Genomic DNA, 14,855 nt, shown 5'->3' with positions numbered 1-14,855 from the left:
TATTGTAAAAAACATTTTAATTTGTAAATGTAGGTAAGTGCATAAATTTCCTATACGTAAAGAAGCGATTATTGTTCCAACTATACTTATAGGAGCAATTTGGTTTATATTTCTAATACAAAGTCTGATAGCTTTCAAAGAATGTTATGGTATAATTCCTCTTAACATTCGTGGGTTAAGGGGGATCATATTGGCACCATTATTTCATGGAAACCTCACACACATACTAAGTAATACAGTACCCTTATTTGTATTAACATTTTTTACTTTTCAATTTTATGAAAGATTAGCTTACTTTGTATTACTAAATGGATGGTTAATATCAGGCTTTGTGGTTTGGCTATTACCAAATTTCTCGATAATGGATTCCTCAATTTTGTCCTGTCATATAGGAGCCAGCGGAATTATTTATGTATTGGCTTCATTTCTTTTTTTTAGCGGAATTTTTAGATATGAAAAAACATTAATGGCTGTATCATTGATAGTCGTTTTTTTCTATGGCAGTATGGTTTGGGGAATATTTCCCAGGGAGTTTTTTGGTATTTACGATGAACGACATATCTCATGGGAAAGTCATCTTTCAGGGGCTGCAACAGGGTTTATATTAGCTTATATGTTAAGGAAATTTGGAAAAAAAAGACAGAAACCTCATTGGGAAAAGAAAGAATATGATCAATCTGAAGATGAAATACTTTGGGAAATATACCAAATGGAGTATCCTGAATATTTTCATGACAAGGATTCATCAGAATCTAATCCAACTTCTGAAACAAAAAAAGGTAACGATCTCCATAAGGTTGATGAAAACGATTCTTTAAAAAATCAGGAGCAGTTATAGGTCAAATACGGAAGGTCGTTTAGTGACAATGCTGTCTTTGATCCACAGAAAAAATGCACCGGTAAGATATAAAGCAAAAATCCCCCCTAAAGTAATAAATGACAGGTAAATAAATAAAAGCCTTAGTTTGGACGCCCGTACGCCGAATTTTTCCGAAACACGGGAAATTACTTCAAATCCGTTTGCTTCAAATAGGGTACGTAATTTTTCTATCATAAATATCTGTTTAAATTAATAAAAGAATAAAATTTTTATGTTATTTATTTTCATGTCATAAATACATTAAAATTGAACCAAAATTCCCCCCAATACTTGGGCTCCTAAGACTTTATAGCCTTGAAATCTTTCATAGTTTTTGCTGAATAAATTGGTCCCGTTTATAAAAATTGAGAAATTGGTTAACAATTTATAAGAAGCCGAAAAATTAAGGTCAATATAACTGTCTAAAGTTGTTATTCCCTCCTTAATCGATAAAGAGGTTATGTCGTAGTAGAAATAATTGCTCTTTCTTTCACCGGTAAAAAACAATTTTGCTTCTAATTTTAATTTATCCTCTAGGGCTTTATAATTTGCGTCTATACCAACCCTATAATTGGGTAAATTATAAGCGTGTTTAAGTTCATCAAGATCATAGTTATGATATTCTCCCTCCAATCCAATGCCCAGGTCTGATTTCCAAAAATATTGTAAAGCACCTTTAACGGTAATAATATTACCATCATCATAAACTGCATTAAAAGTATTTAATCTGTTATAAGGCTTTAAAATGGAAGGGAAAGTAAGATCATAAGGATTTCTCATATAAAAATAAAGATTTTCGGCTTTACTAAAGGATCCTTCTGCTTCGTATTTAATACCTTCATCTATATCACCTTTTACCCCTCCATATACTTTATAAAGAATATTGGTAGGTCTGAGCAGTTGATTGGAATATAAATAAGGATTTTCTGAAAATAAGTCGGACATATTAGTAAGTTTTAATCCACCATCGATACCTGCATATACATTGATTTCTCTAGCAGCATTGAATAAAAATTCCGCTTTAGGATGGAAGAAAATTTTAGTATTATTACCTTCCCATTCACCATTATAAGCAATATTAGCACCAACCTTCAGATAAGAACCTTGGCTGGAAATTCGTAATACGGGAGAAAATCCGGCAGTTAAGAAAGAATATTTATTTTTTGTATCTAATCCGAAATGTGTGTAGGTATAGTTAAACAAAACATCAGCTTCTACTCCAAAATTTAATCCGGGAAGCATAAGATTTGCATTTTCTGAACTCTTGGCCAGTTTTGCTTTGAGATCTATAAAAGTTTCATTGGAATCAAATTTGTCCCACATATATCCGGCTTTTAAGAAGGCTTTATCCAGATAATTATTACTATACATATTATAATCGGATTTAAAGGTAAGTTGATTGGTAGTTTGTCTTAAATTCATTCCGGGATTGGCATGTATTTCAGGAGTATTGAGACCATAATAATTAGTTCCGTTGTAGGTATAATTTCCAGCAAAATGTAATTTTCCGGTTTTTAATTTAAAAATATAAAAAGCTTCTGCATCTATAGTAGAAGAAGAGGTCTTCCAATCATATTTGTTTTTGGGACCATCAGTAGAAAGTGCAGACACTTTTATACCGGTCAAATTATTATTTACCGGATAATTAAAATATAGATCACCCAGCACCGTATTTCTAGTTCCATATCCAATCTTTGCATGATTATCATAATAAGAATTAGTAAAATCAGTATTTAAAGATTGAGGGGAGAGTTGAGAAGTCTGAAATTCAGAAACTGCAGGAACATCAATAATAGAATAATTTAATGAATCCTTTTTTATTGAGTTGTTTTCATTGGAAGGCGGATATTTATCCGGTTCAGTCTTTTTTTTCTCTATATTTTTTACATTAACATCCGGATTTTTCTTTTTTCCAATAGTTAATATTTCTTCTTTAATCTGAGAATATCCTGTTGTGGTTAAGATGGTTGCTAATATGATGAGAGTCAGTATTTTATATTGAATATTCATAAACTTCTAAGCTAGATGTAATTATTTAATTTTATTAAGTTGAGTTTGGGCTTCTTGTACAACATCTTGAAACTCTTTGTAATTCTCTATAATTTGCTCTAATATATACGTAGCCTGATAATTATCTTTAAGGTTGAGATAATTGTCGCTCATTATGAGTAGAGCTTTAGCTCCCCAATACTGCTGATCAGAGTATTTTGATGTCAAATTAAAAATAACTGAATTGCTAGCATCGTATTTTTTATTCTTATTTTTAAATAATGCATTATAATATAGAGCTTCTGCTTTTACAGCATTATTTTTAGATTGTTCTAAAGTTGCAAATACTGATTTTGCTTCATTTGTTTTTCCGGAAATGTATAAGCTTCGAGCTTTAATAAGAGTGGCTTGTTCTTTTACAGTGGAAGGATTTTTTGAATTATTCAGTACTTTTATAGCCATTTCATTCGCCTTATTATACTCTTTATGGTCAGAATAGATATACATGAGCTCCAGCTCGGCAAAAGATTTAAAATTCTGATTTGAAGTAATTTTATACAAAGATTCCAAAGAATTTTGAGCGGCTTCATTTTTTTCTTGTTTTAAATAAATTTGGGATAGTCTAATCAAAGCATCTTCTTGAAATTCATTGGAAGATTCTGAAACTTCTTTTAGTGCACCAATAGCTTGATTATAATTATTCAGCTGAAAATAACTTTCCCCTAAATAATATAAAGAAATTATTTTACGATTGGTATCTGGAAATTTAGATAGGAAAGTAGCAAATTCTTGAGAAGCCCCTAAATAATCTTTAGTTGAAAATTTATTTTGTGCAGACATAAAAGTTAATTCTTCTGCTTCCGTACTATCCATATTATAACCTTTTCTTTTAGCCCATTCAATGTACTCATTTTGTTTACCACTTTCTATAAATGCAGTTTTTGCACCGGTTATGGCTTGTAAAGCATAATCAGTTTTTGGGTAATTGTCAGCAATAGTTCCATAATTTACAATGGCTTTCTGGTATTCTTTTAAGCTGGTTAAGTTATCAGCTATATTAAGATATGACATAACTACCCAATCATTATTTTTGGAAGAATTGATAACTTTTTGAAAAGAACTGTTAGAATTATGATAATTTTCAGTTTCAGCATATGCTCTACCTAGTTCAAAGTAAGCATCGGTAATTTTTTCAGATTTAGGATATTCTTTTATGAACTTTTCAAGCTCGGTTATTTTGCTTTTATAATTTTTTTGTAGGCCATAAACGATAGCTTTTTGGTATTGAGAATATTCCCTGTCATCAATATTAGATGAATAAGCCTTATCATACATCTGAATTGCTTGATTAAGCTGGTTGCTACCTAGTAAAGCATCAGCAAGTCGTACCTCAGCATCCGCTTTAAATTCTTGTTTTGGATTTATAAGATAATCCTGGAATGCAGTTGCTGAAAGATCAAAGTTCTTTAGTTTTAAATAAGAATATCCTTTTTGATACATTACTTGAGAACTTTCCGGTATGGTTATGCCGGAATTTTGCAAAATTTGTAACTTATCAATAGCATTTTGGTAATTTCCTAATTGATATTGACAATCGCTATACCAATAAAGAGATCGAGCATAAAATTGTGAATTATTTCTTAAAAGTATTGCTTTTTCAAATTCTGTAGAGGCTGATTCAATCTTACCCTGGTTATATAATTGTACTCCATATGCATAAGCAACTTCTTGCTCTTTAAGTTTTAACTCCAAAGATTTATTAGGTATGGATGAAAGAAGCTCTGATGCTTCCGAAAAATTTTCCGAATTAATATATGATTTTACTAACAATTCATTGATTTCAAATTGATGCTTGGAATTAGGATATTTTTTCAGGTACGTATTTAAAACTTTGGATACAGATTCATACGGATTACCCACTTCATAGCTCAATTTAGCATAATTTAAATATGCATTTTCCTGGATTTTTTTGTCAAAATCCATTTCAGAAGCCGCTTTGAAAGCAGTTAATGCTTCTTTCTTTTTATACGTTTTTAAATAGGAATTACCCAACTGGTAATATGCATTCTGTGAAATAGGTGAAATATCTCCTATGGTAATTTTATTAAAATAGGTAACCGCTTCCTCATATTTCTTGGCTTGATATAATACATATCCCATTTGATAATAGTCGCTTAAAGTTAGAGAGGTGCTGTTTTTTATATAAGAAGAAAGGTAAGGTTCTGCTTCAGCATATTTTTGTTTTTTAAAATAACTTTCTCCAATAATTTTTGTAATTTCATTTTTTAGTTCCGGATGTTGATTAGATGCTAATAAAGTCTTTCCTGTAGTAATTGCAGAATCATATTCTCCATCATTAAAATAAATTTGAACCATATAAGGTTTGATCTTTTCAGAAAATTCAGGCTGGTTTAATAGGGAAGTAAATTTTTCCTTGGCTACTATATGCTCTCCGTTTGCATAAGCTATGTGTCCTAATAAATAGGTTATTTGATTTTTGTATTGATTGGTGTAAGATCCTTTTTCAAGATTTTTTTCTGCATTTTCGAAATCCTGATTCATAAATTGCGCATATCCAAGCTTAATATATTGATTGGCTCTTCTATAAGGAGGTAGTTTCTCAATTGTTACTTTAGAAAGTTCTTCTGCAGCACGGTAATAATCCTGATGTAGTAAATAGTAATTTCCCAATTGAAGGTGAGCTCTCTCAGTTAAAACACTTTGCGGATATTTAGTGGTAAATGAATCAAATTTCTTTTCAGCTTCTTCATCTTGTAAAATAAGGCTTATAAGAGCATCATAAAAATTAGCAATTTCCAATTGGTAAGATCTCAGATTAGAAAAGTTAATTAAATCATTAATGATATATTGAGTTCCTCTATAAGCTTCATTATCATATAATTCCTTAGCATTGCTTATCTGGTAATTGTTGTAATAAATTTCAGATAATTGAGCATTTACCAATAAATTTGCTCCTAATAATGGGATAAGCCATTGGATTTTTTTTCGCATAATTTTAGTGCATATTTTTAATATAAACGACTTTCTTAGTTTTGAAAAACTCCTGATCAAAATAATCTTTTAATTCAAAGATAGTAGCCTCGGGAAAATTTTTCAGCTCTTCAGTTAAATCTCCGCCTTTCAAATACAAAACGCCATTCTGTAAACTATTGATATTTTTAGATATAAATTTGCCTTTAACCCAGGACATAAACACGGGCATTTGGGTTACTGCCCTGCTTACTACAAAATCGAATTTTTCTTTAATTTTTTCAGCACGTGAGTGTATTCCGGTTACATTATTTAAATTTAAAATTTGAGCAATATCATTAACAACCTTGATTTTTTTTCCAATAGAATCTGCTAAAGTAAATTGTGAATCTGGAAAAAGTATTGCTAAAGGAATTCCGGGAAACCCGCCACCAGTACCAATATCTAATACTTTGGTGGTAGGAGTAAACTTGATTACTTTTGCAATACCCAAAGAATGGAGTACATGTTTCTCAAGTAAAGAATCTATATCTTTTCTTGATACCACGTTTATCTTTTCATTCCATTTTGTATACAAATCAGGAAGTTTTTCGAAACTACGCATTTGTTTCTCAGTTATCTCCGGAAAATACTTTTGTATCAAGTTTGTCATGGGTATTAATAGATATACAAAAATATAAGTTTTAACAATATAAGACTCTATTTTATAATAGACATTTTAAAGATAATTAACAAAATTTATAAAGTACAAGTAGTAAAAATAAATTTTATTTTGGTTATCTTTTTAAATAAATTTTATAATATACAAAATGAAATCAATTTTTGATAAAACAATTAATTTATAATACCTATTTTTATAAAATAAAAAAGTATACAAACCATTCCTAGATACAAAATAATTGCTATGAATATGATTTCATTTATTCAGAAACAGATTGATATTTCACCAAAAAGTATAGAAAATACTGTAAGATTGTTAAATGAAGATCATACGATACCTTTTATTGCTCGTTATAGAAAGGAAATGACCGGAAACCTGGACGAGATTCAATTATTCAGCATATCCAAATTAAAAGCTAATTTTGAAGAAATTCAAAAACGTAAATACTTTATCATAAAAAGCATTGAAGAGCAAGGAGCATTAACCGAAGATTTTAGAAAAAAAATTGATAGTTGCTTTGAGCTTACTGTTTTAGAAGACTATTACTTACCCTATAAAAAGAAAAGGAAAACAAAATCGTCTGTAGCAATTGAAAACGGTTTAGAGCCTTTGGCAAAAATTTTAATGACGCAGAAAGCAATTTCGGATTTAAAAACTTTAGTTTCAAAGTTTATTTCTGATCATGTAACATCGGTAGAGGAAGCCTTACAAGGCGCCAGATATATTATTGCAGACTGGATCAACGAAAATAATTCCGTACGGTCAAGTTTAAGGCGTTTTTTTCAACAAACAGCAATACTGGAATCTAAGTTGATAAAGGGGAAAGAAGAGGAACAAGAAGCACAAAAATTTTCAAATTATTTTGAATTTTCTGAAAACTTTAAACGTTCGCCTTCCCATAGGATATTAGCGATCTTACGAGGTGAAAAAGAAGGGTTTTTACGCGTAAAAGTTAAAGTTGATTCAGATGAAGCTTTACATATTATAAGTAAGCATATAATCAAAACTAATGAAAAAACAATTAAAGATCAACTTCTTTTAGCAATAAAAGATTCCTTTTCACGCTTGTTAGAACCGGCTTTAAGTAATGAAACTTTCCGGAAAGCGAAAGAGTCTGCTGATCATGTAGCCATTAAGGTTTTTTCATCCAATTTAAAGCAGCTGTTACTGCAATCTCCTTTAGGTGAAAAAAGAATTTTAGCTATTGATCCGGGATACAAATCAGGATGTAAGTTGGTTTGCTTGGATGAAAATGGGAATTTATTACATAATGATACGATATATCCTCATCCACCCCAAAAAGAAGGTAAAGAATCGATTAAAAAAATAAAATCTTTGGTGAACGCCTATAAAATTGATGCAATTTCTATAGGTAATGGAACAGCATCCAGAGAAACGGAACGATTAATACAATCCATAGCTTTTGATCGCCCTTTAAAAGTTTTTGTGGTAAATGAAGCAGGTGCTTCTGTATATTCTGCATCTAAACTAGCTCGGGAAGAATTTCCTTCTTATGATGTTACCGTAAGAGGAGCAGTTTCAATAGGCAGAAGGTTGTCAGATCCCTTAGCTGAACTGGTAAAAATAGACCCCAAAGCCATAGGGGTTGGGCAATATCAACACGATGTAGATCAAACTTTATTAAAAAATGAATTAGATGCAGTAGTTATTTCATGTGTAAACACTGTGGGTGTAAACCTTAATACAGCTAGTAAATCCTTGTTGTCCTATGTATCCGGTATCGGGGAAAAGATGGCTGAAAATATAGTTCAATATCGTTCAGAAATGGGAGCATTTTCAACTAGGCAAGACTTAAAAAAAGTACCCAGACTCGGTGAAAAGGTTTTTCAACAAGCATCCGGTTTTTTGAGAATTCCAACTTCTGATAACCCTTTAGATAATTCTTCGGTACACCCGGAAAGCTATCCTATTGTTATGAAAATGGCTAAAGATTTAGGAATTCAATTGTCTGATTTAATCCGGAATAAAGAACAAATTCAAAAAATAAATTGTAAAAATTACATCACCGAAGAAGTAGGGGTTTTTACTTTGAATGATATTTTAAAAGAGTTGGAGAAACCGGGATTAGACCCGAGAAACCAAGTGAAAATGTTTTCCTTCGATCCTTCTTTAAAAACGATAGATGATTTAAAATTAGGAATGAGGGTTCCTGGGATAATTAATAATATCACTAATTTTGGTTGTTTTGTAGATATAGGGATAAAAGAAAATGGATTAGTGCATATATCCAAAGTATGTAAAGAATTTATTGATGATATCAGCACCGTTGTGCATCTTCATCAGTATGTTGAAGTAAAAATAATAGAAATAGATTATGAACGAAAGAGGATTCAATTATCTATGATCGATTGAATGATTTACCAGATAATCTTTATATTAAAATATAAGTTCAATTATAGAACATATTTTAATTTTAAATCTTTAAAATGTTCATACAGTATTTTAATTATATAAAATAATAGGTCGGGTTATGTTAAGAAATTATAATGAAGCAGATCGATAAATAGATAATAAGATTATGTATAAATTAAAAAGCCGACTGAATCAATCGGCTTTAATATAAAAGATAAATTAGGATAACAACTTCCTAACAGTTTCTGATATTGTTTTTCCCTCTGATTTTCCCTGTAATTTTTTGGAGGCTATTCCCATAACCTTACCAAGGTCTTTGATGTCTTGGGCACCGGTTTCTGCAATAATTTTTCTTAGCTCTTTTTCTAATTCTTCTAAAGTAAGTTGAGTAGGGAGGAATTGCTCAATGACTTTTGCTTGAGCTAATTCATTTTCAGCCAATTCATTTCTATTATTTGTTAAAAATTGTTCATAAGCTTCCTTTCTCTGCTTAACTAACCTTTGTAATAAAGCTATTTCCTGGTCAGGAGAAATAGCTTCTGTCTTGCCATCAGTTTTAAGTAATAATAATTGTGATTTAATAGCTCGTAAAGATTCTAATGCTACTTTATCTTTATCTTTCATAGCGATTTTCATCGCATTCATTATTTTAGTTTCTAAGCTCATGTTATTTCTTTAGGTTATGGATTAATCAACATTATCATGAAAAAAATTGTTTGGTCGAATTTGAACTTCATTGGTTTTTTTATTGAAGTACATGTCTGAGCTTTTACTGGAATTTATATTTTCGTCTAAATTAATACCTTGTCTTTTATAAGCAGGAACTCTTTCTACTTCATCAACATTTTGTTTAGATAATCCTTGAAATTTGCTATTAAGCTTTTTCAATCTTTCTCTCCTTTCCTGAATTTTCTTTTCCATAAGCTCATTTAAAGACTCTGAAGAATAATTTTTATCTTCCGAAACTGTTTGATTTTCTGTGAAACTGATCTTTTTATCTTCAGGGAGCTGAATTTTACTAGTATTAAAGCTTCCTTCTTCTGTTTCTGTTTGTAAATTTACTTTTTGAGTAAATTCATCAGCCTCATCTAATGTGAATATAGTAGATGAGTTTACAAGAGACTCTGGAAGTTTGTCTTCTTTAATTTCCTGGAATATATTTTCTATATTAGAAAATAAAGTTGTTTCATTATTTTTAGTAGAAATTGCATCCTTTTTAATAATATTTATTTCCTCATCGATATGAAATGAAGGTATAGTGGGATCTTGTCGGTTAGATATTCCAAAACTAGTTATTTCTTCTTCATCTTCTAAAGTTATTATTTTTTGAATATTTTTTTCTTCAGTTTTTTCCTGAACATAATTTTTTTTATTTATTGAAGGAATTATTGTAGACTCAACAGTGCTATTATCTTTCTGACTATAAAAATCTGTAGCTTTTCCATTTCCCAAATTCAAAGAGTTGGAAGTGGGTAAATCATCTGTTAAGGTATGTACGATTTTTTCTTTTTCTTTACCGCTGTTTCTTTCATCATCTACCGGGAATCCAGTTGCAATTACGGTAACGCTAATATTATCTCCTAAGCTTTCATCTTCACCTATACCCATAATAATATTTGTATTATTACCGGCTTCAGATTGAATATGATCGTTAATAATTCCTATTTCATCTACAGTTATCTCATCATCACCGGAAACAATAAGCAATAATACATTCTTAGCACCTGTAATTTTATTATCATTAAGCAAAGGAGAATCTAATGCAGTCATAATTGCATCTTGAGCTTTATTAGGGCCGGAAGAAATAGCAGATCCCATAATAGCTGTTCCGCTATCTGCCAGAACGGTTTTAGCATCACGTAAATCTATATTGATGGAGTAATTTTTGGTAATTACCTCAGCGATTCCTTTTGCTGCAGTGCTAAGAACCTCATTTGACTTTGAAAATCCTGATTTATAGCCCAAATTTCCGTATAGTTCCCTAAGCTTATCGTTTTTAACGACTATTAAAGAGTCAACATTTTTCCTGATTTTTTCAAGACCTTTTTCCGCTTGTTCCAATCGGGTTTTACCTTCAAAGGAAAACGGAATAGTGACTATTCCGACAGTTAGAATACCCATCTCTTTCGCAATTCCGGAAATAATTGGAGCAGCTCCTGTGCCGGTTCCTCCTCCCATTCCGGCAGTAATGAAGACCATTTTTGTGTGCTCACCCAGAGCACTTTTAATGTCATCAATACTTTCCAGTGCAGCTTGTTCACCAATCTCAGGATTGGCTCCCGCACCTAATCCTTCCGTAATTGTATTTCCTAGTTGAATTTTATTTGGGATAGGGTTATTTATTAATGCCTGCGCATCTGTATTACAAATTATAAAATCTACCCCTGTAATCCCTTGATCATACATATATCCAACAGCATTATTACCACCACCTCCAACACCAATAACTTTGATGGCAGAAGTTTTATTTTTGGGCAGCTCAAAAAATAACTTATTGTTCTCTGTATTATCCATTGTTTTCTATCGGTTTATTCTGTATCGTTAATATATTTAATAAATTTTTCTTGAAAAGAAGCAAATATTGATTTTTTCTTATCTTTATTTTTTTTCTTTTCTTCGTTCAAATTTTTTTGATCAATATTTAAAGTATTATTTGGACTATTTTTTTCGTTAGGAGATTCTGCAATTGCTTCAGGATTCTTTATATTTTTTGGCTCCTGTTGAATTTTGTTTTTCTTTAAATCAAGGTTTTTAAGTCCGGTCATTAAAAGTCCTATTGCTGTTGCATATTCTGGACTTGCCAATTCTTCAGGCTGTCCCCCGGCCAGATGTTCGTTGCAGTATCCGATACGTATATCCATTCCTGTAGTATATTCCGTTAATTGTCGTAAATGTTTTAATTTAGAACCACCTCCGGTCATTACAATTCCTGCAATTAATTTTTTCTTTTGCTCTTCACATCCGTAATTTTTTAATTCCATGTATGCTAATGAAATTATTTCTTCCACTCTTGCATGAATAATTTGAGATAATTTTTTGACCGTAATTTCCTTTGGATCTCTTCCGTGCAATCCGGGTATACTAATGACCTCTATTTCTTTATTTTCTGAAGGCCAGGCAGATCCGTATTTGACTTTTAAGATTTCTGCTTGCCTTTCAATTATTGAACAACCTGATTTGATATCGTCTGTAATTACATTACCTCCAAAAGGAATTACTGCAGTATGACGTATGATATTATCTTTAAAAACGGCAATATCCGTTGTACCTCCACCCACGTCAATCAAAGCTACACCGGCTTCTTTTTCTTCTTGGCTCAATACAGCATCAGATGATGCAAGAGGCTCTAAAGTTATTCCAACTAAATTTAATCCGGCTTCTTTAACACATCTGGCAATATTTCTTATTAAAGAAATTTGTCCTACTACCACATGAAAATTAGCTTCCAATCTGCTTCCATGAAAACCACGCGGCTCAATAATTTCAGATTGAGAATCTACTTTGTATTCTTGCGGAAGAACATGTACGATTTCTTCACCCGGCAACATAACCAGTTTATGTACTTGTTCTTTTAATTTTTCAATATCCGTGTCGTCAATAACATCTTCAAAGTTAGGTCTGGAAATATAATCGCTATGTTGAAGGCTTCTAATATGTTGTCCTGCAATTCCTACGGTAACATCGGTGATTTTGTAATTTGCGGCTTTTTCAGCCTCATTAATAGCCTTTTTAATTGAATCAATAGTCTGAGTAATATTATTTACTACACCCCGATGAACCCCTAAACTTTTAGCTCTTCCCATTCCCAGAATAACCAATTTACCATGGTCGTTCCTTTGACCAACTATAGCAACAATCTTTGTTGTGCCTATATCCAAACCTACTGCAATATTGTTGTCGTTCATATTTATCTCTTTGTTGCCACTATTTGATTGTCATACTTTAAACTTATTTTTTTGTAAACTCCAAACCCCACGTAATCTAGATATTGTTTATAAAATTCTTTCAAATTCGTAAGTTTCTGATGGTTGTTTTTTAGATCACCATATTCTATATATCCCCCTGTTACATTTAAAAGTAAATTATAATTATTTTTTTTATCTTTATCGATGCTTATAATGTGATTTTTTAAAATATCGTCTTCTGTTATTAATCGAGTCAGCTTTACTAATTTCTTATATTCTTCAGCTTTGATTTCTCCGCATACTATTAAACAGGGTAATGAAAAGTTTTTGGACAAAGGAAATTTAGTGCCGAATTGATCTAAATAAAATTCTTCATTTGGCGTTTTAATTCTTGCAACAGGAATTTTTTGACCGACATTTATATTTATGGATCCATTTAAGTCTATATAAACATTGCTATTCGATATAAAAGGTACAGTATCCAGATTTTTTTCGGTTTTTGAAATATCAATATCTTTTATTTTAATAATTTTTTTTCCATTTTTTGATGATTGATTGATAATGTCAGTAATCATAGCATTTGTAATGAAATGTACATAGTCAGAATTTTCAATGTGAATATTGACGTTATCTATATTTTTTTCGTTATGTCTTCGTACTGCAAATTTCATCATAAATCCTAATAGTATTACTAATAAAGAAATTTTTATAAATCTATATTTTAATTTCATTAAGCCAATTTATTATGGGATCATATAAAGTATCTATGTTACCGGCTCCTATGGTTAAGAGTACATCAAAATCTTTTGTCTTAATAGTTTCTAAAACATTATCTATCGAGCTTATTTCCTTATCATCAAGTGGTATTTTATCAGCAAGCCATTCGGAGGTTATTCCTTCTATTGGTATTTCTCTGGCAGGGTAGATGTCTAATAGAATAAGCTTATCCGTTTTACCGAGACTTTTAGCAAAATCTTCAGCAAAATCTGCTGTCCTGGAATAAAGGTGAGGCTGAAATACAGTAAGCAATTTTTTTGTAGGATACAAATTTCTAATTGTATCTAGTACTGCATTAATTTCAGTCGGATGATGTGCATAATCATCTATGTAAACTTTATTATTCTCAAATACATGTTTGTTGAATCTGCGTAAAACACCTTTGAAATCAGCTAATGCTCTGCGTAATACCTCAGCTTCAATATCTAACTGTAAAGCGATTGCTAAAGCGGCTATTGCATTTTCAACATTGTGTTTTCCAGGTATGGGTAATATGAAATCTTTTATAATTTGATGAGGCGTTACTAAATCAAATTTGAAATGATCATTAACTAGTTGAATATTTTCAGCATAATAATCAGCCTTTTCATAGGCTGAGTAAGTAAGATGCTTAGCTTTTATGGGTAAGCCCTTTTTCACTATTAAAAATCCGTTATCAGGAATCAAGTCAGCAAATTGATTATAAGAATCTATAATACTTTCATGATTTTTATAGATATCTAAATGGTCTGATTCAGTGGATGTTATGGTTGCTATATTGGGATAAAGAGTCAAAAAGGACCGATCAAATTCATCTGCTTCCACAATGGAAATCTTTGAGCCATTATAAATAAAATTAGATTTATAATTGGCAGAAATCCCTCCTAAAAAGGCTGTTGCAGGAAGATTTGCATATTTACATATATGGCCTAATAAAGTCGAAGTTGTTGTCTTTCCGTGTGTTCCTGCTATAGCTATACACCTGGTACTTTTGGTGATTTCGCCTAAAATTTGAGATCGTTTTACAAGTGTAAAACCATTATCAATAAAATAATTTTTAATTTTTAAATTTTCGGGTATAGCCGGTGTATATATAACAATCGTATTTTCAACGGAAATAGTATTCGGAAGCAATGAAATATTATCATCATAAATGATAGGTATGTTTTCATTTTCAAGGTTATGAGTAAGCTTAGTAGGTATCTTATCATATCCATACACTGTTGCGTTGGAAAATTTGAAATAACGAGCTATAGCACTCATTCCGATTCCTCCAATTCCTATAAAATAATAGTTTTTATATGTATGAATATTTTTCATT

The 14,855-nt window shown here is 31.0% G+C and carries 11 protein-coding genes; 2 read left to right on the top strand and 9 right to left on the bottom strand.

The features are described from left to right. Positions 1–37 precede the first annotated feature (37 nt). The gene (locus ASC36_RS02800; protein ID WP_055424973.1) at positions 38–838 is read left to right on the top strand and encodes a rhomboid family intramembrane serine protease; all 801 of its coding nucleotides are present in this window, start codon (positions 38–40) and stop codon (positions 836–838) included. On the opposite strand, the gene ASC36_RS02795 is transcribed toward ASC36_RS02800, so the two are convergent. The 4 genes from ASC36_RS02795 to rsmG all read right to left on the bottom strand — a co-directional run bounded on the left by ASC36_RS02795 (position 833) and on the right by rsmG (position 6,491). Further along, complete coding sequence (locus ASC36_RS02795; RefSeq protein ID WP_055424972.1) at positions 833–1,054, bottom strand: hypothetical protein; 222 nt, start codon at positions 1,052–1,054, stop codon at positions 833–835. The genes ASC36_RS02800 and ASC36_RS02795 overlap by 6 nt on opposite strands. Before the next feature lie 66 nt (positions 1,055–1,120). Further along, positions 1,121–2,869 (bottom strand): TonB-dependent receptor, encoded by a 1,749-nt coding sequence (locus tag ASC36_RS02790; protein WP_055424971.1) that lies wholly within the window; start codon positions 2,867–2,869, stop codon positions 1,121–1,123. A 21-nt stretch (positions 2,870–2,890) separates the two neighbouring features. Continuing rightward, on the bottom strand, positions 2,891–5,860 hold the full coding sequence (locus tag ASC36_RS02785; RefSeq protein ID WP_055424970.1) for a tetratricopeptide repeat protein: 2,970 nt from the start codon (positions 5,858–5,860) through the stop codon (positions 2,891–2,893). A 4-nt stretch (positions 5,861–5,864) separates the two neighbouring features. After that, positions 5,865–6,491: a 16S rRNA (guanine(527)-N(7))-methyltransferase RsmG gene (rsmG, locus tag ASC36_RS02780; RefSeq protein ID WP_055424969.1), complete on the bottom strand. Its 627-nt coding sequence runs from the start codon at positions 6,489–6,491 to the stop codon at positions 5,865–5,867. A gap of 252 nt (positions 6,492–6,743) precedes the next feature. On the opposite strand from rsmG, the gene ASC36_RS02775 reads away from it, so the two are divergent. Continuing rightward, positions 6,744–8,873: a Tex family protein gene (locus ASC36_RS02775; RefSeq protein WP_055424968.1), complete on the top strand. Its 2,130-nt coding sequence runs from the start codon at positions 6,744–6,746 to the stop codon at positions 8,871–8,873. Between the two features lie 219 nt (positions 8,874–9,092). Here ASC36_RS02775 and ASC36_RS02770 read toward each other — a convergent pair whose 3' ends face one another. The 5 genes from ASC36_RS02770 to murC are packed head-to-tail and all read right to left on the bottom strand — an operon-like array spanning position 9,093 to position 14,854. Further along, positions 9,093–9,539: a GatB/YqeY domain-containing protein gene (locus ASC36_RS02770; RefSeq protein ID WP_055424967.1), complete on the bottom strand. Its 447-nt coding sequence runs from the start codon at positions 9,537–9,539 to the stop codon at positions 9,093–9,095. Positions 9,540–9,560: 21 nt separating this feature from the next. After that, the gene (gene ftsZ, locus ASC36_RS02765) at positions 9,561–11,387 is read right to left on the bottom strand and encodes a cell division protein FtsZ (RefSeq protein WP_055424966.1); all 1,827 of its coding nucleotides are present in this window, start codon (positions 11,385–11,387) and stop codon (positions 9,561–9,563) included. A 14-nt stretch (positions 11,388–11,401) separates the two neighbouring features. Next, the gene (ftsA, locus tag ASC36_RS02760) at positions 11,402–12,778 is read right to left on the bottom strand and encodes a cell division protein FtsA (protein ID WP_055424965.1); all 1,377 of its coding nucleotides are present in this window, start codon (positions 12,776–12,778) and stop codon (positions 11,402–11,404) included. Between the two features lie 2 nt (positions 12,779–12,780). Then, a complete protein-coding gene (locus ASC36_RS02755) occupies positions 12,781–13,509 on the bottom strand; it encodes a cell division protein FtsQ/DivIB (protein WP_055424964.1) in 729 nt (242 codons plus the stop codon). Continuing rightward, the gene (gene murC, locus ASC36_RS02750) at positions 13,493–14,854 is read right to left on the bottom strand and encodes a UDP-N-acetylmuramate--L-alanine ligase (RefSeq protein WP_055424963.1); all 1,362 of its coding nucleotides are present in this window, start codon (positions 14,852–14,854) and stop codon (positions 13,493–13,495) included. The genes ASC36_RS02755 and murC overlap by 17 nt, the downstream gene beginning before the upstream one ends. Between the last annotated feature and the right edge of the window lies 1 nt (position 14,855).

This window comes from Apibacter mensalis (assembly GCF_001418685.1).
In the GTDB taxonomy this organism is placed as follows: domain Bacteria; phylum Bacteroidota; class Bacteroidia; order Flavobacteriales; family Weeksellaceae; genus Apibacter; species Apibacter mensalis.
This window is presented reverse-complemented; position numbering and strand designations above follow the sequence as displayed.

Coding starts and splice junctions, on each gene's coding strand:
- ASC36_RS02755 (WP_055424964.1), bottom strand. CDS start 13,509: ATGAAATTAAAATATAGATTTATAAAAATTTCTTTATTAGTAATACTA.
- ASC36_RS02775 (WP_055424968.1), top strand. CDS start 6,744: ATGAATATGATTTCATTTATTCAGAAACAGATTGATATTTCACCAAAA.
- murC (WP_055424963.1), bottom strand. CDS start 14,854: ATGAAAAATATTCATACATATAAAAACTATTATTTTATAGGAATTGGA.
- ftsA (WP_055424965.1), bottom strand. CDS start 12,778: ATGAACGACAACAATATTGCAGTAGGTTTGGATATAGGCACAACAAAG.
- ASC36_RS02785 (WP_055424970.1), bottom strand. CDS start 5,860: ATGCGAAAAAAAATCCAATGGCTTATCCCATTATTAGGAGCAAATTTA.
- ASC36_RS02795 (WP_055424972.1), bottom strand. CDS start 1,054: ATGATAGAAAAATTACGTACCCTATTTGAAGCAAACGGATTTGAAGTA.
- rsmG (WP_055424969.1), bottom strand. CDS start 6,491: ATGACAAACTTGATACAAAAGTATTTTCCGGAGATAACTGAGAAACAA.
- ASC36_RS02770 (WP_055424967.1), bottom strand. CDS start 9,539: ATGAGCTTAGAAACTAAAATAATGAATGCGATGAAAATCGCTATGAAA.
- ftsZ (WP_055424966.1), bottom strand. CDS start 11,387: ATGGATAATACAGAGAACAATAAGTTATTTTTTGAGCTGCCCAAAAAT.
- ASC36_RS02790 (WP_055424971.1), bottom strand. CDS start 2,869: ATGAATATTCAATATAAAATACTGACTCTCATCATATTAGCAACCATC.